The 22,493-nt window shown below is 47.4% G+C and carries 15 protein-coding genes; 9 read left to right on the top strand and 6 right to left on the bottom strand.

The genetic code is table 11. The annotated features are described in order from the left end of the window. Positions 1-103 precede the first annotated feature (103 nt). The 3 genes from ACO1PK_RS00535 to ACO1PK_RS00525 are packed head-to-tail and all read left to right on the top strand — an operon-like array spanning position 104 to position 2,932. The gene (locus ACO1PK_RS00535) at positions 104-1,366 is read left to right on the top strand and encodes a glycosyltransferase (protein WP_423186741.1); all 1,263 of its coding nucleotides are present in this window, start codon (positions 104-106) and stop codon (positions 1,364-1,366) included. Continuing rightward, on the top strand, positions 1,359-2,117 hold the full coding sequence (locus ACO1PK_RS00530; RefSeq protein ID WP_423186740.1) for a Nif3-like dinuclear metal center hexameric protein: 759 nt from the start codon (positions 1,359-1,361) through the stop codon (positions 2,115-2,117). Before ACO1PK_RS00535 ends, ACO1PK_RS00530 begins: the two co-directional genes overlap by 8 nt. A gap of 32 nt (positions 2,118-2,149) precedes the next feature. Beyond that, positions 2,150-2,932 carry a methyltransferase gene (locus ACO1PK_RS00525; RefSeq protein ID WP_423186739.1) on the top strand — a complete coding sequence of 261 codons (783 nt, stop codon included), beginning with the start codon at positions 2,150-2,152 and terminating at the stop codon, positions 2,930-2,932. Between the two features lie 140 nt (positions 2,933-3,072). Here the strand turns inward: ACO1PK_RS00525 and ACO1PK_RS00520 are convergent, their stop codons facing one another. Both ACO1PK_RS00520 and ACO1PK_RS00515 read right to left on the bottom strand, forming a co-directional pair. Continuing rightward, the gene (locus ACO1PK_RS00520; RefSeq protein WP_423186738.1) at positions 3,073-6,870 is read right to left on the bottom strand and encodes a translocation/assembly module TamB domain-containing protein; all 3,798 of its coding nucleotides are present in this window, start codon (positions 6,868-6,870) and stop codon (positions 3,073-3,075) included. Between the two features lie 45 nt (positions 6,871-6,915). Continuing rightward, positions 6,916-8,616, bottom strand: coding sequence for an autotransporter assembly complex protein TamA (locus ACO1PK_RS00515; RefSeq protein ID WP_423186737.1), 1,701 nt, complete (start codon positions 8,614-8,616; stop codon positions 6,916-6,918). Positions 8,617-8,866: 250 nt separating this feature from the next. On the opposite strand from ACO1PK_RS00515, the gene ACO1PK_RS00510 reads away from it, so the two are divergent. Beyond that, complete coding sequence (locus tag ACO1PK_RS00510; protein WP_423186736.1) at positions 8,867-9,985, top strand: beta-ketoacyl-ACP synthase III; 1,119 nt, start codon at positions 8,867-8,869, stop codon at positions 9,983-9,985. Positions 9,986-10,031: 46 nt separating this feature from the next. Here ACO1PK_RS00510 and ACO1PK_RS00505 read toward each other — a convergent pair whose 3' ends face one another. Further along, positions 10,032-10,340 carry an isoamylase early set domain-containing protein gene (locus ACO1PK_RS00505; RefSeq protein WP_423186735.1) on the bottom strand — a complete coding sequence of 103 codons (309 nt, stop codon included), beginning with the start codon at positions 10,338-10,340 and terminating at the stop codon, positions 10,032-10,034. A gap of 492 nt (positions 10,341-10,832) precedes the next feature. Here ACO1PK_RS00505 and ACO1PK_RS00500 point away from each other — a divergent pair, with 492 nt between their 5' ends. From ACO1PK_RS00500 to ACO1PK_RS00485, 4 genes are read left to right on the top strand one after another with little or no spacing between them, the layout of a single operon-like run. Further along, positions 10,833-12,047 (top strand): efflux RND transporter periplasmic adaptor subunit, encoded by a 1,215-nt coding sequence (locus tag ACO1PK_RS00500; protein ID WP_423186734.1) that lies wholly within the window; start codon positions 10,833-10,835, stop codon positions 12,045-12,047. A gap of 2 nt (positions 12,048-12,049) precedes the next feature. Beyond that, positions 12,050-15,214, top strand: coding sequence for an efflux RND transporter permease subunit (locus ACO1PK_RS00495; RefSeq protein ID WP_423186733.1), 3,165 nt, complete (start codon positions 12,050-12,052; stop codon positions 15,212-15,214). Positions 15,215-15,221: 7 nt separating this feature from the next. Further along, positions 15,222-16,871, top strand: coding sequence for an L-lactate permease (locus ACO1PK_RS00490; protein ID WP_423186732.1), 1,650 nt, complete (start codon positions 15,222-15,224; stop codon positions 16,869-16,871). 27 nt (positions 16,872-16,898) lie between these two features. Continuing rightward, complete coding sequence (locus tag ACO1PK_RS00485; RefSeq protein WP_423186731.1) at positions 16,899-17,159, top strand: DUF2007 domain-containing protein; 261 nt, start codon at positions 16,899-16,901, stop codon at positions 17,157-17,159. Between the two features lie 59 nt (positions 17,160-17,218). On the opposite strand, the gene ACO1PK_RS00480 is transcribed toward ACO1PK_RS00485, so the two are convergent. From ACO1PK_RS00480 to pabB, 3 genes are all read right to left on the bottom strand, one after another. Beyond that, on the bottom strand, positions 17,219-18,598 hold the full coding sequence (locus ACO1PK_RS00480; protein WP_423188248.1) for an L-serine ammonia-lyase: 1,380 nt from the start codon (positions 18,596-18,598) through the stop codon (positions 17,219-17,221). Between the two features lie 252 nt (positions 18,599-18,850). Beyond that, on the bottom strand, positions 18,851-19,420 hold the full coding sequence (locus ACO1PK_RS00475; protein ID WP_423186730.1) for a CoA pyrophosphatase: 570 nt from the start codon (positions 19,418-19,420) through the stop codon (positions 18,851-18,853). A gap of 11 nt (positions 19,421-19,431) precedes the next feature. After that, on the bottom strand, positions 19,432-20,814 hold the full coding sequence (gene pabB / locus ACO1PK_RS00470; protein WP_423186729.1) for an aminodeoxychorismate synthase component I: 1,383 nt from the start codon (positions 20,812-20,814) through the stop codon (positions 19,432-19,434). Positions 20,815-20,913: 99 nt separating this feature from the next. Between pabB and ACO1PK_RS00465 the strand changes: the two genes are divergently transcribed. After that, complete coding sequence (locus tag ACO1PK_RS00465; RefSeq protein ID WP_423186728.1) at positions 20,914-22,446, top strand: fumarate hydratase; 1,533 nt, start codon at positions 20,914-20,916, stop codon at positions 22,444-22,446. The last annotated feature ends 47 nt before the right edge of the window (positions 22,447-22,493 follow it).

Here is a 22,493-nt window from a genome sequence, read left to right as displayed (position 1 = left end):
TATTTGCGCTTAGCTATACTGAAGCAGCCTAGCCTTTGGTTTAGCCTATTTTTTATTGTTAAAAGCGGTAAAATGGCGCTTTTAATAGGCGAATAGGAAAAGCATGCCTTTATTGGTTGTAATAGGTTACGTCTGGCCAGAGCCAGCATCGTCCGCAGCGGGCAGCCGCATGCTCAGTTTAATTCGGCTGTTTCAAACGCAAGGCTATCAGGTGATCTTTGCCAGTGCTGCAGAAAAAAGCCCGCATCGTTTTGATTTACCCAGTATCGGTGTAGCGGAGCAGAGCATTGTGCTTAATTGCGACAGTTTCCAGCAATGGCTGCAAACGCTGGCACCGCAGATCGTGATGTTCGATCGCTTTATGTTGGAAGAGCAGTTTGGCTGGCGCGTCGCCGAGGCCTGCCCAGAGGCATTGCGTATTCTGGATATGGAAGATGTGCATGCACTGCGCCATGCTCGGCATGAAGCCGTTAAAGCCGACAGCAGCCTTGTCGCCACTGCGGTTAGCGCCGAGCGGCTAAATAACGATTTAGCCTATCGCGAAGTGGCGGCCATTTATCGTTGTGATCTAACCTTAGTGATTTCTCGTTACGAAATGCAGCTATTGCAGCAGCATTATCATATTCCAGCGCACTTACTGTGTTATTGCCCCTTTTGGCAAGCAGGTCCCTTTGCTCAGGTGCCTGACTTTGCTGACCGTGCCCAGTTTATTAGTATAGGTAATTTTCGGCATGCACCGAATTGGCAAGCCGTCTTATGGCTAAAGCAGCAAATCTGGCCGCTGATCCGCAAACAACTCCCCAAGGCTGAGCTGCATATTTATGGTGCTTATCCGCCGCCCAAAGCCACAGCACTGCATAATGCCCGTGACGGTTTTTTAGTCAAAGGCTGGGCCGAAGATGCGGTAGCCGTCATGCAGCAAGCCAGGCTTTGCTTGGCACCTTTGCAGTTTGGTGCAGGTTTAAAAGGCAAGCTGTTAGAGGCCATGCAATGCGGTACGCCGAGCATTACGACAAGTGTGGGGGCAGAGGGTATGACGCTTAGCGATATACCAGCTGATTGGTGTGGGGCTATTACTGATAACGCCGAAGGCTTTGCCACAGCGGCTTGTGCCTTATATCAGGATGAATCTGCTTGGCAAGCTGCCCAACAGCAAGGTTATCGTATCTTAACTGAGCGCTTTAGCGCAGATCAGGCTAAGCAGGTGTGGCAGCTGTTACAGCAATTATTAGACGAGAGCGCCACCGCGCGAAGTGCACGACGGCACATGAATTTTACCGGTCAGATGTTACAATCGCATGCGTATCGCAGTACCCGTTATATGGGGCAGTGGATTGCCGCTAAAAATAGGAATAATCATGATTGAACGCCAGCAACTTGTTAACTTTATTGATGACATACTAAATAGTAACCGCATCAAAGATTATTGCCCAAATGGCTTGCAGGTTGAGGGCAAAGCCCAGATCCGTTCTGTAGTCACTGGGGTGACGGCTAGCCAAGCCCTGTTAGAGCAGGCAGTAGCGCTAAAAGCGGATGCCGTCTTGGTACATCATGGTTATTTTTGGAAAAACGAAGCCATGCCGGTCGTCGGCATGAAAAAACGCCGCTTAGGGCTGTTACTGCGACATGATATTAATTTGCTGGCTTATCACTTACCCTTGGATATTCATCCTGTACTGGGTAACAATGCTCAGCTGGGTAACATCTTAGGTGTACAACAAGCCGAGCCGGTGCTAACTGCAGAGCCGTTAGGCGTGCTGCAGCAAGGTCATTTGGCTGAGGCTACACCCTTAGCGGCGATTGCTCAGCGCTTAGGGCAAACGCTGGGCCGTGAGATGCTGGTAGAGGATGCAGGTATTGGGTTGGTGCAGAAGATTGCTTGGTGCACCGGTGGTGGTCAGGGCTATATCGAACAAGCTGCGGCGGCGGGAGCACAATTATTTGTCACGGGCGAAGTGTCGGAGCAAACAATTCATAGCGCACGCGAGTTAGGTATTCATTTTATTGCCGCGGGACATCATGCCACTGAGCGCTATGGTATCAAAGCCTTAGGTGAGTATATAGCAGCCGAGTTAGGGCTTGAGGTGCACTTTGTCGATATTGCTAATCCGGCTTAGTGCGTAAGTCATTTTTAGTGTCGAGATCTTAAATGCGTGATGGTATAACCGATCGTAATTTTGATAACTTAGCGGGGCGTTTCTCGCAAAATATTTACCATACCACTAAGGGTAAAATCCGTCAGGCCGTTTTGATGCGTGATTTATTGGAATTGCCCTTACTTAGCCAGCCTTGTCAGATCTTAGATGTTGGCGGTGGGCAGGGACAAATTGCGCTAAAGCTCGCTGCCTTAGGTCATCAACTTTGCTTAACCGATATTTCAAGCGATATGCTGCAAATAGCGCAGCAGCGAGCGGTTGAACTAGGACTAACAGACCGGCTGCAAGTGCTTAATAGCCCGTTACAACAATTACCGCAGGTGTTGCAAGGCAAACACTATCCGCTGGTGTTATGTCATGCCGTGTTGGAATGGCTAGCTAACCCAGCTGATGCTATCCAACAATTAAGGCAATGGGTCGCGCCTGGTGGCATCTTATCGCTGATGTTTTACAACAAGGATGCGCATCGTTTTAGTAATATTCTTTATGGTAACTTTGATTACGTTAAAGCCGACATGCGAGCGAAAAAGCCGGTACGCTTAAACCCGCAGCAGCCTTTAGTCAGTGCCGATGTTCAGGCGTGGTGCCAACAAGCCGGTTTCACGTTATTGGCTAAAACTGGTGTACGCTGTTTCCATGATTATTTACGGGATCGCACCCAGCAACAAAGCCACTATCAAGAGCTGGAAGCGCTGGAGTTACAGTACAACCGGCAAGAGCCCTATGCGTCGCTTGGGCGTTATACGCATTTTTTGTTAAGGTTAGATAAAGTATAAAAAAATGGCTGCCGAGGCAGCCAAAGCAAATGTTGCAGAGTGCTTAGTACCAACCATTTAAAGTAGTAAGCTTGTTGATAGTAGTTCGGTATGCCTCGGAACGCGATGCGACATATTGTCGCACCTTGTTTTTTTCCGCCTTAATCAAATTCAAACTTGTATAACAAGTCCACTGCATTGTCCATGCCAGACACGGCTTCCAGAAATAAGCTGCGCATCAATCTATAGCGAAGGGTAAATTGCCCAATAGGTTGAAAAATACCAATACCATATTTTAGTTGTAAATCACGGGTCAGGTAGCCACTGACCGTCACTTGCGAGTTATTACCAGCGCCTTCTGTATCGAGCGTTAACTCGCTCAGCCCAAAGGCTTCACCGATTTCGCCAATCACGCGTCCGCTAGAGGCAAGGCTCATTCCAATTAGGCTTGTGGTCACGCTATTTGCTGCGTTACCCGATTCACTGTCTAAATCTCGCCCCATGATCAGGTAAGACAGGGCATTAGCCTGTGGCTTGGATGGTTCGGAAAAGATACTGATAATAGGCTCATCAGCTGGGCCGTTTACTCGGATCCCAGCAATAACATCATCTTCCATATTGGCCGGATTACGAATGGCTTCCACATTTAAAAAGGGTTGATCTGCCGGGCCACTAAAGGTCATTTTACCTTGTCGAATCAATAAATCCTGGCCATAGGCACGGAAGGTACCTTCTTGTAATCTCACTTCACCACGCACTGTTGGGTTAAACTGTTGTTGCTGCACAAACAACTCACCATTTAGTCGGGTTTTTAAACCAAAAGCGGCAAGTTTAACCTGTTGTCCTAAACTTACTTTGATATCCGTTTCCAGAGCATAGAAGGTAGCCTGTTTTTCAGTTATTGGTTCCAGTTTCGAGTTTAAAATCAGGTGATCGGCAGATAGACCTATCGCATTTTTCGGCAGACTATCGATAACAATGTCAGCACGCGGTATGTCGATATTACCGGTTATGCGGCTAATACCGGGTTGGGCATGAATATGCAAATTGGGCTTTACAAAGAGGGTAGCTTGCGGAATTTGTAGCTTGAGTTGATCCCCAGTTATTTGCAGGCCAGCCTGCCAATTAACGAGATCCTGCCAATCAGCTTGGCCGCTTAGATCGATAGCGCCATCCGGGGTTTTTAGTTTGCCGGTTAAGTGCGCTTGCTCGCCTTGAAATGTCAGCCTAACATCTGCGTGTTCAATATCCGTCGGCGCTAATTTGCCTGTTACCTTTAAAGAATCAAGATTAATACTGCCTTGCAGTTTAGGCTGGTCCAGAGTGCCATCAATACTTAACTGACTAGAGAGTGTGCCGGCGAGCTGACTATTTTCATCCAGAAGCGGCTTTAAAAAATCGAGATCCAGTGCATTAAGTTGTACTTCTGCTCTAAGTGGTTTTGCAGTTTGCGCTAGATCAGTCACTAATGCTTGAGCGAGCAGTTGCCCTTGATTACCTAGCTGCATGCTAAGTGAGCTGCGAAGTTGATCCTGTTCTAAGCTATTGTTAAGCTCTAAAGTATGCCAGTTTAGTGTAACCGGTACATCCAGCTGTTGTGTAAAAGCGCCTTGGTTGCCTTGGGCTTGCAGGCGAATTAACGGTGAAAGTCCCCGTTGCCACTCCAGCATTAACTGGGCAGACAAATCGCCTTGCAGCGATGATTGATAGGGTAATAACCTATTCAATTGGCTCAGCTGCAATTGTTGCAAACTAAGTTGTAGTTTAGCTGCTGAGGCTGACAGCAGTGCCTCATCATTAAAGCACAAGTTGGTGTTTGCTTGTTGCCAGCAATGTGGTTGTACTGTGAGCTTTTGCTCTGGGATGGACGCACTGAGTTGCATGGGTTGCGTTAATTGCCATTGTCCTATCGGTGTGTTCAAGTCGAACTGTGAAAATTGCCCTTGCCAAATTGCACGATTTTCAAGAGAACCCACCAATAACACATCGGCTTGCCATTCATCCGCTGTAACTAGCACACTTAATTGATGCGCTAATTCAGTACCGTTTAAGTTCAATGTCAGTTGTTGTAAATCTTGTTGCTGCCAGCGCCCCTTTGTCGCGGTAAACTGGAATTGACTTTGTATGGGATCTGCTAAAGACAGTTGAGCATTTAATTCTGCTAAGGAAAGCTGGATATCCTCAAATACCAGTTGCTGTGCTTGTAGATTGATCGCAATATCCGGCGTCAGAGCAGGACCTCGTAATTGGACTGAGCCAGCTATTGCTCCTTGCATGGCATGATAGCTGTGAGCAAGCGCAGGCATATTAAGATCGATATCAAGCAGCCAAGCTTGATTCAGCTCGCCACGTAAATTGAGTTGGTTGTTGCCATGACTGAGCGTTAGGCCTGAAGTTTTTACTTGCCAGTTTGCCTGTTGCAAAGTCGCGGCTTGGGGGCTACCACTCAGTTGGACACTGCCTGCTAGGGTAAGAGGGAGTTGCCGTATGTTTCCTGTTAATGAGATGGTTGGCAGCTCAAGTGTTAACAGGCCTTCTGGCGAAAAGGTGCCAGAGTGCATCAGCTGACCATTTAGGTTGCCAGCATATTCTGGCCAATGTAAACCGGGTTGCAGATTATGCAGGCCCACATCCAATTGCCAGTGAAATGCGGTATCACGTTGTACTTTTCCGCTGGCGCTGAGCGCGCCATCTAAGGTATCGAGTTGAAGCAAACTGAGATTGGCTTGCTGCTGCCAATGCTGCCAAGTGCCTACCAACTGCAGCGTGGCTTCGGGTAAGTCCTGCCCTTGCAACTGACTGCTAAGGTTTACTTGCAGCTCACTGAGACGACCGTTGATGTCGAGAATCGTATTGTTCAGTTGATAGCGGGAGGCGGTGAGTGGCCATTGCAATTGCTCACTTGAAAATGCCAGTTTAAGCGGCAGGTCATCCGTTAACAAAGCCAGCTCTGCCGCTAGCTGTGTGTTGAATAGGCCTGAAGTGTCCAACGTTAGCTGCAGGTTAGATAAATTACCATCGAGTTTTAACCTGGCATGTTGCCCTGCCAAGGGGCCAGCATTGAGCTGTAAATTGAATTGCGCACTGATTGGCCAATTTTCAGAGAGCGCAATGTTTGCTCCCAACTGCAGCTGCCCGAATGCATGTGTGGCTGTTGCATCTAAGATTCGAACTTGTTGTGGTGCCAGCTGCGCACTGAGGGTGAGTGCCTCGAGTTGTTGTGACGTATCGCCCTGCACCACTTTGAGCTGCTGTAGCTGAAAGTCGTCAAGATAAATCGATAATGGCAAGCGCAGCGTAGGTAGCTGCAGCGCTTTAAAGGCGCTTATCGTTGTTGCTGTTTGGTCGTTAGGTGTCAACATTAAGCTCACCTCTTGCCAGCGACCTTGTGATAATTGTAGGCGATTGCCCCAGGCGACTAGCCCAAGGTTTAACTGTTGCCAATGCAATTGTTGCTCAGGTAAGACAATACTGACCTGATTTAGGCTTAACTTTTCCACGCGCAGTGGAATAGGAAACAGAATCGGCGGCACTTGGCGGCTGGAAGACGGCGAACTCTGCAGGGCGGCCGGCAGATCCGTAGGCGTGTCAGCTGGCGATAATTGCGCTGTGGCAGCGCTGTTATGCTGCTCTGTCGCTATTGATTGAACATTGAGCGCATCCAGCGTTAATTCGGGAATACAAAGCCGGAATTGAATCAAGCAACGTTTTTGTAACCTAAAGGTTAGAGTGTCTAGTTTTACATCAAGGCCGTCGTGTTGATAACGGATATCGCTTAAGGTGACCCCCGTTAACCAAGCTCCTGCAGTTTTGCCAACGGTGAGTTCCTCTAGTTGTGTTTCGACTAACCAAATGCTAAAGCGTAATCCAGCTTGACTGAATAACAAGACTAACAGCAAGCTGAACAGTGCCACCAAGGGGAGCAATAACGTACGATTTAACCACTTACCCAAACGCATGAAACCTCCTTTTATCAGTGGTAAGCAGAGCAGGGCTTAATTCGTTCACAGCTCTGGTCCTAGCGAAAAGTGCAGCTGAAAAGGTGAGTCACTCGCATCTAACCCCCAGGCAAAATCAATACGCACCGCGCCTATGGGGGATCCCCAACGCACGCCAAAACCAACACCACGCTTCCACTCAGGCGTATCACTCCAAGCACTACCGTAATCTGCAAAGGTGGCTAACCACCAATTATCTTTAACCCGATATTGATATTCCAAGGAGGCAGTTGCCATATAGCGACCACCAATTAGCTCGCCATTGGCATTGACTGGAGAGACGGATTCAAAAGCATAGCCGCGTAAATTACTATCTCCCCCAGCAAAAAATCGAATGGAAGGCGGCAAGTTATCTACTTGCTCCATGAAAATGGCCCCGGCATCAATACGGCTGACAACACGGTGGTTGTCAGCGAGCGTATTAATGTAGCCGGCGCGTCCACGCAGGCGTAAAAAAGTTTCAGCAGAGCCCCAACTTTTGTCTGAAACCTCTATGCCAAGCAGTAAACGGTCCGCACGAATTGGCATGCCTGAGCCAGTTTGCCTCGCGCGAGAAAAGCTGATACCCGGCATAATCAGGCTGCTATTAGCCGTTTGATCTGCTTGCGTGTAATCTTCATACAGCCAACGTATCGACGCGGTACGATACCAATTGCTTTGTAATAACCAGTGCCGTTCTAATGCCAGATTGGACTCTTTCGCGCGAGTATCCTGATAATCTCTGTTCCGCAACCCATACTGCAGTTGCCAGAAATCGTTAACCACGGTTTCTAGTGGCATTTTATAGGCCGCTTCAATACTTTGTTCCGCATTAGATACGGCCAGTTTGCTATTGAGACTATGACCTCGGTCATTTAACCACGGTTTCAGCCAGTTAAGTTTGAAGCGTGCTCCCACGTCATCAGAAAAACCGATACCCGTTTCAATGCTGTTGCGTTGGCGGGGTTCCAACTGAACCTCGATAGGGAGAATAAATTTATCTAATTGCTCAGTGTTGCCATCGACTAAAATTGACGAGAACCAATTGGTATTAGCCAAGGCTTGATTGAGCTCGCCAAGTTGGCTAGCCAAATAAGGATCACCAGCTTGAAAGGGGACTAAAAATTGCAAACGTTCGGGCCTAATCTGCGCGCCTTGAAAACTGACTTCGCCAAAGCGATAGCGCGGGCCGCTATCAAAATGCAGTTTCACAAAGGCTTGCTTTAACTCAGGTGCAACTTCGAGTCTAGCTAGGGTGAAGTTGGCATTAAAATAGCCTTTGCGTAATGCTAAGCTAGAAAGGTTTCTTTTAAAGCTATCGTACTGGCCATGATGCACAATTTGGCCTGGTTTCGGTGCTTTAGCTAACAGTGCCTTAAAGTCGCTATCCGTTGCTGCCTCGCCCGTTAGTTGTAAATCGACAGTGCTTATTCGCGTTGGCTCGCCGGCGACAACGTTGATGTTTAAAAGGCTACCTGTGTTGCGACTTTCTAATGCAATATTGATAGTACTTTGATAATAACCCAAGGCCTGTAAGGCCATAGTAATATCTTCTTCTAAACGCGCTTGAAAACGCAGCGACGTAGATATTTCGTCAGCTGAATAGCGAGCCAGATAAATTTGCACATTATTTTCTAGTTCCCCCTTCAAACCTGATAGGGTGATCGATGTTTGCGCGGCCAGCAGGCTGGGGCAAACAAAGAGTAAGATAAGCCAAATTCGAGACATTAACTTCCTACTAAGTATGAGTTTAAGCATCATGTTTACGGTTAATTCAACCAAGTGTAACAGAGTCTACCTTAATGGCTGGTGAGCAACAGCAAAACAGGGGGTGATTGCTTGAAAATTATACTAGGCAATGGCTTAAGTCTTATAAAAACCGATCACCTCAGACCAGCAATTCAGTTATACTGATCCACAAAAATGGCAAAGGTTCAGTTTTTGGAGCCCGAATGTCAATCTCGAACAAGGTGATGCTATGAAAAATGTGGTCATAAGTGGCTCAGGCGTTTTTACTCCAGAAGAACGAATCAGCAACGATGAATTGGTGCAAAGCTTTAATCAATATGTTGATAACTATAATACTGAACATGCCGCAGCTATTGCAGAAGGCACAATTACGGCGTTGGAATACTCAAGCAGTGAATTTATTGAAAAAGCTTCAGGCATTAAATCTCGCTATGTTTTATACAAAGAGGGAATTTTAGATCCTGCTGTCATGCACCCTAAATTAACTCGACGTGGTGAAGATGCTTTGCCAGAAATGGTAGAGATGGCCATTGTGGCGGCTAAACAAGCCTTAGCGCAAGCAAATAAAACGGCTGCAGATATTGATTTGATTATTTGTGCCGCGTCAAATATGCAGCGTCCTTATCCGGCGCTTTCTGTGGAATTGCAACAGCAATTAGGAGCCACAGGTTATGCCTTTGATATGAACGTGGCCTGTTCTTCTGCAACCTTTGCTATTAGCAATGCCGTCAATGCGATTCGTGGCGGTACAGCGAAAACGGTGTTAGTGGTCAATCCAGAATTCGCCTCGCCGCAAGTTGATTACCGTAACCGCGACAGCCATTTTATCTTTGGCGATGTCTGTACTGCCACGGTTATTGAAGCTGAAGAAACCTGTACCAGTGCGCAAGCATTCCGAATTTTGGGCATGCGTTTAAAAACCGAGTTCTCTAATAATATTCGCTGTGACTTGGGCTATACCGAGCATTGTTTTGACGATACGGATCCCAAAGTGCCTTTTTTCAAACAGCAAGGTCGCAAAGTCTTTAAAGAATTACTGCCAATCGTGGCTGATGTGATTCTCTCTGAGATGGCGGCACAAGACTTGGCGCCAGAGCAACTCAAGCGACTTTGGTTACATCAAGCGAATATTAATATGAATATCTTTGCCGCACGCAAAATTTTAGGCAGAGAACCCTTACCTGAGGAAGCGCCTTTAGTATTAGATACCTACGCTAATACCGCTTCAGCTGGGTCGATTATTGCTTTTCACCATTATCAACAAGGTTTGGTTGCGGGCGATAAAGCGATTCTTTGCTCCTTTGGCGCAGGCTATTCGGTAGGATGTTTAGTATTAGAGAAATGCTAAGTAGAGAAATGCTTAGAAGGTTAAAAAGGGGCTTTGCCCCTTTTTACTACAGTTTTAATACCGAGTTTTCATCGTAAGAAACTCGTGACGGCAGATAGGCGTCTGCTTCGTCGTCATTTAGCCAAGTACCACCATCTACCAAATAACGAAATTGAAACTCACTGTCTTTTGGTAGCGTAATGCTGGCACTAAAATCACCACTTTTACTTTTTTTCATCGGCAGGGCGGCTGGATCCCAATTATTAAATTCCCCCAATAAAGCAACCTGCGTCGCTGCTGGCAGGCGATCGGCCGTCAGCGTAAAGGTCACTTTGCAAGCGGGTTTGCTCTTCAAATACTGCTTACTGATGCTCATGGCTAACTCCTGTTGCTTAAAAGTAGGTATCCCGTAATGATGGATACCTGCTTACCCTAACTGAAATTCATGCATTTGCCAATGCGCAAAAAAGCAGCAGTGCATGATGTGTAGCTGAGGAATTGCTCGGTGGTTGTACAGTCGTGAGTGTGCTTATTGATCGTGTTAAAGCCAGTGTTTTCCAGGGAGTTCATGTTTTTAGTGGTAATTAAAGCTATGTCATTTGTAACAAAATATTTTTTTTAATGCCCCTGACTCAATGCGTTTTGGGCTTTTGTAATAAATGTGTGGAGTGTGAATTGCTGCGAAAACCTTATTTTACTTGCGCCTTACTTGGATGCTCCTCACAATTTTCGCTTAACGTGTTACAACTAAAACATTTCTGAAACAGCCAGTCTGATACAAAGATTCACAGACCAAATAATCTTAAATTGCCAGATCAGAGTAGAATAAAACCATTATTCTTAAAGAAACTGTCGGCAGGACATAATTATGACATCGAGATTGAAAAAAGTTGGTATTCCCATTTTGATTTTAGTAGGCGCGATTGCCATTGCCGTGGGGATGTCTGGTTTACGCAAAGCCCCCGTAAAAGTCGAAGAACAACGTTTAGCTTTATTGGTCAATACGGAATTATTAAGTGCCAGTGACTTAACTTATCGTATTGCCTCACAAGGAACCGTTAGCCCGAAATTACAAACGACTTTAATTTCTGAAGTGAATGGCCGTATTGTCGCCGTATCTGAACATTTTGTGGCCGGTGGGTTTTTTCAGGAAGGCGATTTATTGGTTCAGGTAGAACAAGCCGATTATCTAACCGCAGTTAAAGCTGCTGAGGCCGCCCTTGCTGGCGCTAAAGCGCAGTTAGAAGAAGAAAAGGCTCGTGCCAGAGTTGCCGAAGCAGAATGGCGTTCCTTTACCGAAGGAAAAGCACCGGCGTTAGGCTTACGTCAGCCGCAATTAGCCAGTGCCTTAGCCAATGTGCAGTCTAAAGAAGCGGATTTAGATCGCGCCAAGCGTGATTTAAGTCGTACCGAGATCCGCGCACCTTATGCCGGTATGGTCGCCAGTCGTACAGCGAATTTGGGGCAATTTATTAGTCGCGGCAGTCAACTTGGCATGATTATGGGCACTGATGTGGCTGAAGTGCGTTTACCTTTATCAGATACTGACTTTGGCTTTTTGCCGCAGCAAGCGGCTAATGACCAAAACATCCCAGTGACATTATCAGCGACGGTAGCGGGGCAACCTCAGCAGTGGTTGGCGAATATTGTGCGCACTGAAGGTATTATGGATGAGCGCAGTCGGGTGATTTATGCAGTTGCTGAAGTGCAAGATCCTTATCAGCGCAATGCCGCTGGTACGCCGTTACAGTTTGGTCGTTTTGTGCAAGCAGAAATCCAAGGTATTACGGCGAAGCAAGTGACTAAGGTGCCACGCCACCTGCTTAAACCGGGTAAGCAAATTTTAGTGGTCGATACTTATAACCTGCTGCAATTTCGCACGGTTGAGCTGGATCGGGCCGATGCCGCTTTCGCTTATATTACTGCAGGCCTTGCAGCAGGGGATCAGTTAGTCACGTCGCCCGTCACTAACCCTTTAGCGGGGACTTTGGTGCGTTTATCTGCTGCTGAAGATACAGCGCCCACGACTCAAGATACCTCAGCGATAGTGGCTGAGGCTGTTAAACCAGCTGAGGGGCAATAAGCATGGATACTAATAAAGGCATTATTGCTTGGTTTGCTCGCAACAGTGTTGCTGCAAATTTACTGATGGTCGTGTTATTACTGGCGGGCTTAGGCTCTGTCCTTACTATTAAAAAACAAACTTTTCCTGAAATAGAAACTGAAGTCGTCACAGTACGCGTACCTTACCTCGGTGCCGCCCCGCAGGAAGTAGAAACGGGCGTTATTGATAAAATTGAAGAAAGTGTGCGTAGCGTCAACGGCATTAAGCGCATTCGTTCTACCGCAGTTGAAGGTTTAGCCACGGTTAATTTAGAAATTAGCTCCGGCTATGACATTTCTGAGGTGATGGAAGAGATCAAAACGCAGGTTAACTCCATCTCAACTTTGCCAGAACAAACGGAACGCCCAGTGGTGTATCGGGTGCGTTTTCAAAGTAATGTCATGTGGTTATCGCTCTATGGTTTAGCTTCTGAAGCCAGCTTAAAAGAGCTGGCCAAAAGTATTCGTGATGAAATCAAAGCCTTACCAGGTGTCAGTAAAGTGGATGTGGTTGCGGCGCGCGATTACGAAATTAGTATCGAGATCCCTGAACAGCGCTTGCGTGAATATGGCTTAACCTTTGACCAAATTGTCAATGCTATTCGCGGCAGTTCTGTCGATTTACCCGGTGGGTCTATTCGCTCGGAAAGCGGTAATATTTTATTGCGTACCAAAGGGCAGGCTTACTATGAAGATGACTTTGCCAATATCGTACTGTTACGCAATGCCGATGGCACTCGCTTATTGTTAGGTGACATCGCCACCGTCACAGATGGCTTTATTGAGCGGGCGCGCTTAGCCACCTTTAATGGCGAAAACAGTGTTTCTATTCGCATTGATGCGGTGGGTGAAGATGATACCTTACGGATTGCGGACACGGTAAAAACCTATATTGATAAAAAGCGAGAGCAATTACCACCGACTATTACTTTAGATTACTGGGGCGATTCCAGCTATTACCTGCAAGGTCGCTTAGATCTGATGACCGATAATCTTTTTTACGGTGTTATCTTAGTCTTACTTGCCCTGACGCTGTTTTTAGAGTTTAGAGTGGCATTTTGGGTAATGGTAGGGATCCCTGTCTGTTTCTTGGGTGCCTTAGCTTTATTACCGCTGCCGTTCTTCGATGTATCGATCAATATGATCAGTTTGTTTGGGTTTATCTTGGTGCTGGGGATAGTGGTCGATGATGCCATTATTATTGGGGAAAGTGCCTACAGTGAAATCGAAAAACGTGGCAAATCAACCGATGCGGTAATAGCGGGCGCGAAAAAAGTCGCCATGCCTGCCACCTTTGGGGTGCTAACCACTATTGCGGCTTTTGTACCGATGTTATTGGTTGGCGGCTCGCAATCGGCTATTTGGGGCTCTATCGCGTGGGTGGTTATTCTCTGTTTAGTGTTTTCAATTATTGAATCTAAGCTGATCCTACCTACTCACATTGCCAATATGAATACTAAACCTTGGGATCCGAATAAAGGTGGGATCTATGCGCTGGGGCGTTTTGGTAGTAACACCTTAAAACGGGTACGAACTGCCGTTTCTGCAGTGTTATTTAGCTTTATTGAAAATCGTTACCGTCCGTTTATTGAACGTTGTATCGAGTATCGTTATGCCACCATGGCCATTTTCTTTGCGCTATTAATCATTATGTTTGGTGTGCTCTCAGCTGGCTGGGTGCGTTGGGTATTTTTTCCGAATGTCCCAAGTGACTTTATGCAAGCCAGTGTTCAAATGGAAGAGGGCGCTTCGAACGAAGCGACTGTGCTGGCTATCAAAGAAATCGAAGCAGCCTTGATGCGCGTTGATCAGCAGCTTACTGCTGCTGGCGAAGATGTGGTCGTTAAGCACCGTTTAGTGTTTTTAAACAGCGATACCTCTGGCAGTTTAGTGGTGGAGCTAGATAAAAGTGAAGGGCGAGAAGTAGATAGCTTTGAAATCGCTAGGCTATGGCGCGAGCAGATCCCAGAAATTCCAGGCTTAAAAACCTTTAGAGTAAACAACTCGACCTTCGGTGGTGGCTCAGATATTGCCCTGCAGCTTCGTGGTCGTGACTTAGCCCAATTACAAGCTGCGACAGACATGCTGAAACAGCGCATGGCGGCTTATCAAGGCGTGTTTGATATCGAAGATAACTTGCGCGGCGGCAATGATGAAATCGTGCTGGCATTAAAACCGGAAGCTGATTTACTGGGTATTACGTTGTCCGATCTGGCTCGACAAGTTCGCTTTGGTTTCTTTGGCGCAGAAGCGCAGCGGGTGCAGCGTGGTGGTGAAGAAGTGCGGGTGATGGTGCGTTATCCGTTAGAAGAGCGCCGCTCATTGGGCGATTTAGAAAACTTGCGTGTTCGTACCGCCAATGGCGGCGAAGTCCCGTTCTCGCAAGTCGCGACCTATACCTTACAGCCAAGTTTTAGCTCAATTAATCGGGTGAATGGACAGCGCGCGGTAACGATAACGGCGTCTGCAGATAAGTCCTTGGTTGAACCCGGCAAAGTGGTGGCGGAGCTGCGCAAAACGACCTTAAAAGAAATTGAGCAACAATTCCCTGGTGTGACCGGACAATTAGATGGCGCCAGCCAAGATGAAATTGATGCACAGCAAGACCTGATGAAAGCTGCGGTATTTGCGCTGTTCTGTATTTTTGCACTTATGGCAATTCCACTGAAATCTTATTCACAGCCTTTGATTATTATGAGCGTTATTCCCTTTGGCTTAATTGGTGCAGTCATTGGGCATATGGTACTTGGACTGAGTATGAGCATTATGTCGGTATTTGGCTTAGTTGCTTTGGCAGGGGTAGTCGTGAATGACAGCTTGATTATGGTGGATTTCGTTAACCGTGCCAGAGCGCAAGGTATTGCCATTAAGCAGGCTGTAGTGCAAGCGGGTACGCAGCGTTTCCGAGCGATTTTGCTGACCTCGTTAACCACTTTTGTCGGCCTTGCGCCCATCGTGCTTGAGCGCAGTTTGCAAGCGCAAATTGTGATCCCAATGGCCGTATCACTGGCATTTGGTATTTTGTTTGCAACGGTCATTACGCTAGTGTTAATTCCGGCGCTTTATGTGATTCTGGAAGATATTAAGGCGTTGTTTCGTGGTAAAAGAGCCGCTAAGCTAGCGCAACCTGATACTGTTCTGAAATAGGCACTGAGTGACCTTCTGGCAATTTATAACAGCGGCGATGCCGCTGTTTAGCGTATTTATCCTACTGGTATTATGTCGCCTGCCAGCCCGCCAGGCGATGCCTTTTAGCTTGCTTATCACTGCAGCCTTAGCCTACATGGTTTGGCAAATGCCTTTACTACAACTTTCTGCCGCCGTGCTGGAAGGTTTAGTGATTGCCGCGACGATTTTGTGGATTATCTTTGGGGCCATAGTGCTATTAAAGGTGCTAACAATAAGTGGCGCGATGGAGGCAATTAAAGCCGGTTTTAGCCAATTGTCTTCGGATAAGCGTGTACAGTTAGTGATTATTGGTTGGCTGTTTGTCGGCTTTTTGGAAGGGGCGGCGGGTTTTGGAACGCCAGCGGCTATTGCCGCGCCGTTATTGGTCGCTTTAGGGTTTAGTCCGTTGGCTGCGGTGGTATTAGCTTTAGTGGCAGATTCTGCTGCTGTGTCCTTTGGTGCTGTCGGAACCCCTGTGTTGGTAGGGTTGGCGCAAGGTGTACCCGGAGTAACAAGCGGTGAGTTACAACAGATCGCGTTAACCGCGATTGGGATTGATATCTTTGTGGCATCTTGGTTGCCGTTGATTTTAGTGCTGCTGTACAGTCGCTTTTTTAGCGAGCAGGCCAATTGGCGCTTCGGTTTGGCGGCGGCCCCTTTTGCGCTGCTATCGGGCTTAGCCTTTACCTTACCGGCGTATGGCGTAACTTGGTGGCTGGGGCCTGAGTTTCCTTCGGTACTCGGTGCCTTGATTGGATTAGCCATCACCTGTAGTGCAGCACATTTGCAAATTCTCACGCCAAAACCTGTGGTTACTGCTCCTGTCGTGTCGACAGACTTTACCATTCAGGTTAAGCAAAACCCAGGTGTGCAAACTTCGTCTGCGCAAGTACAGTCAAATCAGTTTGCTATGCAAAAGCCTATACCGCTATGGCAAGCTTGGTTACCCTACGTGGCTGTTGCCTTGTTATTAGTGCTCACTCGTGTCTCCGAGCTGCCAGTTAAAGCTTGGCTGCAGGGAGTAAACTGGCAATGGCAGGGCATACTGGGTTCTGAGTTGACGGTAAGTGTGGCGCCCCTTTATTTGCCTGGCTCGGTGTTTATGCTGGTTGCGCTATTAGCTGCCTTAGTTTTTCGGCTATCAAGAGTGCAGCTGGCTAATGCTGTTAAGCAAAGCGGCACTATGCTGCTGCCCTCTTGCATTGCGCTTGCTGCTGCGGTGCCGATGGTCAGGATCTTCCTGCATTCAGATGTTAATGCATCAGCTTTACCGGCGATGCCTTTGGCCTTAGCGGCTTTGGCGGCAACATACTTAAGTGACTATTGGTTAGCGCTGGCGCCTTTAGTTGGCGCACTGGGCTCCTTTATTGCTGGCTCAGCAACGTTTTCCAATCTGATGTTTGGTAGTTTTCAACAAGCTATGGCCCAGCAAGCTGATTTACCTCAAACCCTTGTATTAGCGCTGCAAATGTTAGGGGCTAATGCCGGTAATATGATTTGTGTGGTGAATGTGGTGGCGGCAGCGAGTGTAGTTAATCTTAATGGGCGGGAAGGGGAGATTATTCGTTACACCTTGTGGCCTATGCTGTTTTATTGCAGTGGCGCGGCGCTGGTGGCTTTTTGGTTTTTCAGCTAAGCTCTTAAAAAACCTATTGAGTTCGCTATGAAAATTATTTTTCGCGCCAATGATATTCTCGAAGCGCATATTATCTCTGGTATGTTGAACAGCCAAGGGGTTGAAACTTATGTTGGCGGGCACTACCTGCAAGGTGCGGTAGGGGATATTGCGACTATGGGCTTTGCCAATGTGTTTGTCAGCGATGAGCAAGCCGAGTTAGCGGAGCAACTGTTGCAGGATTATCAGCAAGCGGAATTTATCGATTTTCCGCTTGCTGACGAAGAGGGGCTGGCACCTGCTGGCTAATTTGCCGCGGCCCCAGCTAGGTTTAAAGCTAGATAGAGCTTAAACCAGCTAATAGCTTGTTAACATTCGATAATATTAACCGCTAGGCCACCGCGTGAGGTTTCTTTGTATTTGGTTTGCATGTCTTTACCGGTATCCCACATGGTTTTAATCACCTTATCTAAGGACACCTTGTGATCGCCACTGCCACGTAGTGCTAAGCGCGACGCGTTAATGGCTTTTACTGATCCCATCGCATTGCGCTCAATGCAAGGGACTTGTACCAAACCGCCAACTGGATCGCAGGTTAAGCCTAAGTTATGCTCCATGCCAATTTCAGCGGCATTTTCGACATGCTGTGGGCTGCCACCTAAAATTTCGGTTAATGCCGCTGCTGCCATCGAGCAGGCTACACCCACTTCTCCCTGACAACCGACTTCAGCACCCGAAATAGAGGCATTTTTCTTATATAAAATACCAATTGCGGCACCTGCTAATAGATAGTGCGAGGCAATTTCTGGGGTCACCGGCTGAATAAACTTGTCATAGTACATCAGTACTGCTGGGATAATCCCCGCCGCGCCATTAGTGGGGGCTGTGACTACACGGCCACCGGCGGCATTTTCTTCATTGACCGCCAGCGCGAATAAGTTCACCCAATCCATCACTTGTAGCGGGTCGTTACTTTTTTCTGCCATCAGTTTTTTATACAGCGCTGGCGCACGTCGGCGAACTTTTAAGCCGCCTGGTAAAATGCCTTCGGTGCGAATACCGCGTTCAATACAAGCACGCATAGTCAGCCAAATATTGTTCAGCTCACTTTCAATTTGCGCACTGCTACGTAACACTTTCTCGTTTTCTAGCATTAAGCCGGAGATAGACAAGCCATGCTCTTTACACAAAGCCAGTAATTCCGCGCCGGATTCAAACGGATAAGGTGGCGGATTATCCGCAGCAAATTGGCTGGCGGCTTCTTTTTCTTTGGCAAAATCTTCGGCTTTAACAATAAAACCACCACCAATCGAGAAGTAGACTTCGCTTAGTAGAACATTTTTCTCGCTATCATAAGCAATGAGTTCCATACCATTGGAGTGTTCTTTTAGGGTTTTACGTCGATGAAAAACAATAGCGCCTTCGCGTGGAAAACTGACTGCCTGTTGCTGTGCCAATTGCAGACGTTGACTTTCATGAACTTGTTTTAAAATCCCTTCCACGGCATCGGGATCAATGGTCTCAGGTAAATAACCCGAGAGCCCCAAAATCACCGCTTTACCAGTACCATGGCCCACACCAGTTTGACCGAGCGAGCCAAACAGCTCTACTTTCACACTGGCGATCTGCTCGATCTGGCCGTTTTGTTGCAGTTGCTCGGTAAATTTTTTGGCTGCCCGCATTGGCCCGACCGTATGTGAACTAGAAGGACCGATGCCGATACTAAACATGTCAAATGCACTAATGATCATAATATTCGTACTTCTTTTTGGTTATCGTTTTTAGTATATAGCGTTACCTGAAGCATCACGCCAAGCCTAAGCGGCTTGGTCGAGGTACTTTGGTGTATAGGGTAAAATAATGCGCTTATTGTATCGTAAGCTTTGCCATACTGTAACAAGCGGCAAGCTCCATTTGTTCTCGAAACAAGCTCTGCTCAATATCTATCGCTTAGAAGTGTGCAATAATCTTTACGAAGTCTCTAGGTTGAGTGAAGCTAGCTAACGGATCTGCTGGACCAGCTGCTGAATGATCGCAGCGGTAGCACCCCAAATCAGTTTGTCTTGGTAGGGCATAAAATGCAGCTGCCTTGGCATTCCTTTCCAAGGTAACCAGAGCTGATGGCGGTTAGCCGGCTCAATAAAATAGTTTAACGGTACCTCAAACACGGCACTGACTTCTTGCGGATCAAAGCGAATTTTCGCGCTCGCCGGCAACAAACCGACCCAAGGACTAATTTCAAAACCGGTGAGCGTATTGTAGCTATGTAGTTGTCCAAGCAATTCAATATCTTTGGCGTTAACACCAATTTCTTCTTCGGCTTCCCGAAGCGCTGCGGCAGCGGGGCTTTCATTGGCCTCAAGCTTACCACCAGGGAAACTGATTTGCCCAGGATGATGCTGCAAATGCAGCGCTCGCTGCGTGAACAGCAGCTGCAGGCGATCACCGTAATCGATAATGGGCACTAATACGGCGCTTTGCTTCGGCTGCATGCCGGCTGGCAATTGCATCATGGTTGCTGCTACAGCTTGCTGCAATAAAAAGCGGTTTTTAAACTCTACTGCCTGCATAGCGTCTCAGTTTATCCTGCAATCGCTGATAATACGGGTAAGATACGTGCCACCTTATCCAAGGTTTCTTGATATTCACTGTCGGCTTTTGAATCTGCTACCACGCCACCACCCGCCCAACAGTAGATTGTATGCTGCTCACAGACCAGCGTACGAATCGCAATATTGGTATCCATATCGCCATTGCTACTAATATAACCGATAGCGCCACAATACACATGACGTCGATGCGGTTCCAGTTGTTCGATAATCTGCATGGCACTGATTTTCGGCGCGCCCGTAATGGAGCCACCAGGAAAAGCACCTCGCAGCAAATCACAGGCCGTATAGGGCGCAGCCAGCTGACCACTGATGGTGCTAACGAGATGATGCACTGCCGGAAAACTCTCAATGGCAAAAAGTGCGGGGACTTTTACCGACCCCGGCGTACTCACTTTACCAATATCGTTGCGTAGTAAATCCACAATCATCACATTTTCGGCCCGATCTTTTGGCGATAGCTGCAAGGCTGCCGCCTCTGCTTGATCACTGACTGCGCAAGTTCCTCTAGGGCGAGTACCTTTAATCGGTTTGGTTTCAATCATGCCGGCTTTTAATTGTAAAAAACGCTCAGGTGAAATGCTGATTACAGTCGCATTGGCTAAACGGATAAAGGCTGAAAATGGGGCGGCGTTTTTCTCACGTAACAGTCGATAAGCCTGCCATTCATCGCCTTGATAGCTCGCATGAAAGCGCTGCGCTAAATTAATTTGATAGCAATTACCGCTTTTAAGCTCTTCCTGTACTCGGGCAAATTTTTGTTGGTACTGTAGCTCGGTCATATTTGCTTGCCACGCCGAGGTTAAACAGAAGCTATTCGTTTGCGTAGCACTTCTGGCTAAGCGCTGTTGTAGCTTAAGCCAATTTTCTTCTGCCTTGCCACTATAATCACTAAACCAAAGTTGTTGTTTATGTTGATCAAAAATCAGCGCCCAGCAGTAAAGGCCAATGGCCATATCGGGTAATTGCAGCGTATTTTCGGCAATAGTGGGCACTTTTTCTAAATAGCGACCTAAATCGTACCCGAAATACCCCAGGGCGCCGCCGCAGAAAGGTAAGGGCGTCGTTGCCGGCTCAGGAAAATAGCGTTTTAGCGCACAGTCTAATACCTTAAAGGGGTCTATTGTGTAATGATGACTGCCGTGTTCATCATGCAGCACGGTGCTGCCCTGCTGACTGACTAAGGTTGCCAAGGGTTCAGCCACCATAATCTGATAGCGGCTGTTCGGATGGCTGGCATCGGCCGAGTCCAGTAACATTGCCCAAGGTTGAGCGGCGAACTGCTCAAACAGGTCAAGTAAAGAAAGCGCCGCTGCCGGCGTGTTATTTGCGTCGTAAATCAGATACTGCTGCATGATTGGGACTAGCCGCTGTTTTCGATGCGCGCTATCATACCAGTACCCACACTAATAGTTAAATGTCTCGCCTGCATTGGCGACAGAGGAAGGGCCAGCATGACCGTAATTCGTCAACAAGATTTTATTGATAGCATTGAAGATGCGCTGCAGTACATTTCTTACTATCACCCATTGGATTTTATCAAAGCACTAGAAGTGGCTTACCATAAAGAGCAAAACCAAGCGGCTAAAGACGCCATTGCCCAAATTTTGATTAACTCGCGGATGTCGGCTGAAGGCCACCGGCCGATTTGTCAGGATACCGGTATTGTAACGTGTTTTGTGAAAATCGGTATGGATGTGAAATGGGATAAAACCGATTTAACCGTGCAGCAAATGGTGGATGAGGGCACACGCCGTGCTTATTTAAACCCTGATAACCCGCTACGCGCTTCTATTGTTGCCGATCCGGCTGGTTTACGCAAAAACACCAAAGATAATACGCCGGCGGTTGTGCATATCGATTTAGTGCCAGGCCATCATGTTGAAGTGATGATTGCCGCTAAAGGCGGTGGCTCTGAGAACAAAACCAAAATGGCTATGTTAAACCCATCAGATTCTATCGTCGATTGGGTATTAGAAACCCTACCGAAAATGGGCGCAGGCTGGTGTCCACCGGGTATGCTTGGTATAGGTATTGGTGGTACTGCGGAAAAAGCCGCGGTATTAGCCAAAGAATCGCTAATGGATCCGGTCGATATTCAAGAGCTGCTAGACCGTGGTGCCGAGAATGCCGAAGAGAAACTGCGCTTAGAGCTTTATGAAAAAGTAAACAAATTGGGCATCGGCGCGCAAGGTTTAGGTGGTTTAACTACCGTTGTGGATGTGAAAATCAAGTCTGTGCCAACGCATGCCGCCTCGTTACCGGTGGTAATGATCCCAAACTGTGCTGCGACTCGCCATGTGCACTTTCATTTAGATGGTTCAGGCCCAGCCGATATTACCCCGCCGAAACTGGAAGATTGGCCACAAGTGACTTGGGAGCTGGGAGCCAATGTGCGCCGGGTTGATCTGAATACCGTTACGCCAGCAGATGTACAAAGCTGGCAAGCCGGTGAAACCGTGCTGTTAAGTGGCAAAATGCTGACGGGCCGTGATGCGGCGCACAAACGTATTGCTGATATGCTGAATAAAGGCGAAGGCTTACCTGAAGGCGTTGATTTCAAGAATAAATTTATCTACTACGTTGGCCCAGTAGATGCCGTAGGTGATGAAGTGGTTGGCCCAGCCGGCCCAACAACGGCTACGCGCATGGATAAATTTACCGATATGATGTTATCGCAAACCGGTTTGCTGGGCATGATTGGTAAATCAGAGCGTGGCGATAAAACTGTGGCTAGCATTAAAGAGCACAAAGCGGTGTATTTAATGGCCGTGGGTGGTGCCGCCTATTTAGTGTCTAAAGCCATTAAAAAAGCTCGTGTTGTCGCCTTTGCTGATCTTGGTATGGAAGCTATCTACGAATTTGACGTCGAAGATATGCCAGTTACCGTAGCGGTGGATAGTAATGGTAACAATGTGCATCAACAAGGCCCAGTGATTTGGAAAGCCAATATCGCCGAGCTGGATGCCAAATTAAGCAAAGCCTAAGCATAATAAAAACAGGCCGCAGCAACGACTGCGGCCTTTTGCTAACC

The organism is Alishewanella sp. d11 (assembly GCF_049390205.1).
Classification (GTDB): Bacteria; Pseudomonadota; Gammaproteobacteria; order Enterobacterales; family Alteromonadaceae; genus Alishewanella.
The sequence above is the reverse complement of the archived record's forward strand: the minus strand, read 5'-3'. Positions and strand labels throughout refer to the sequence as shown.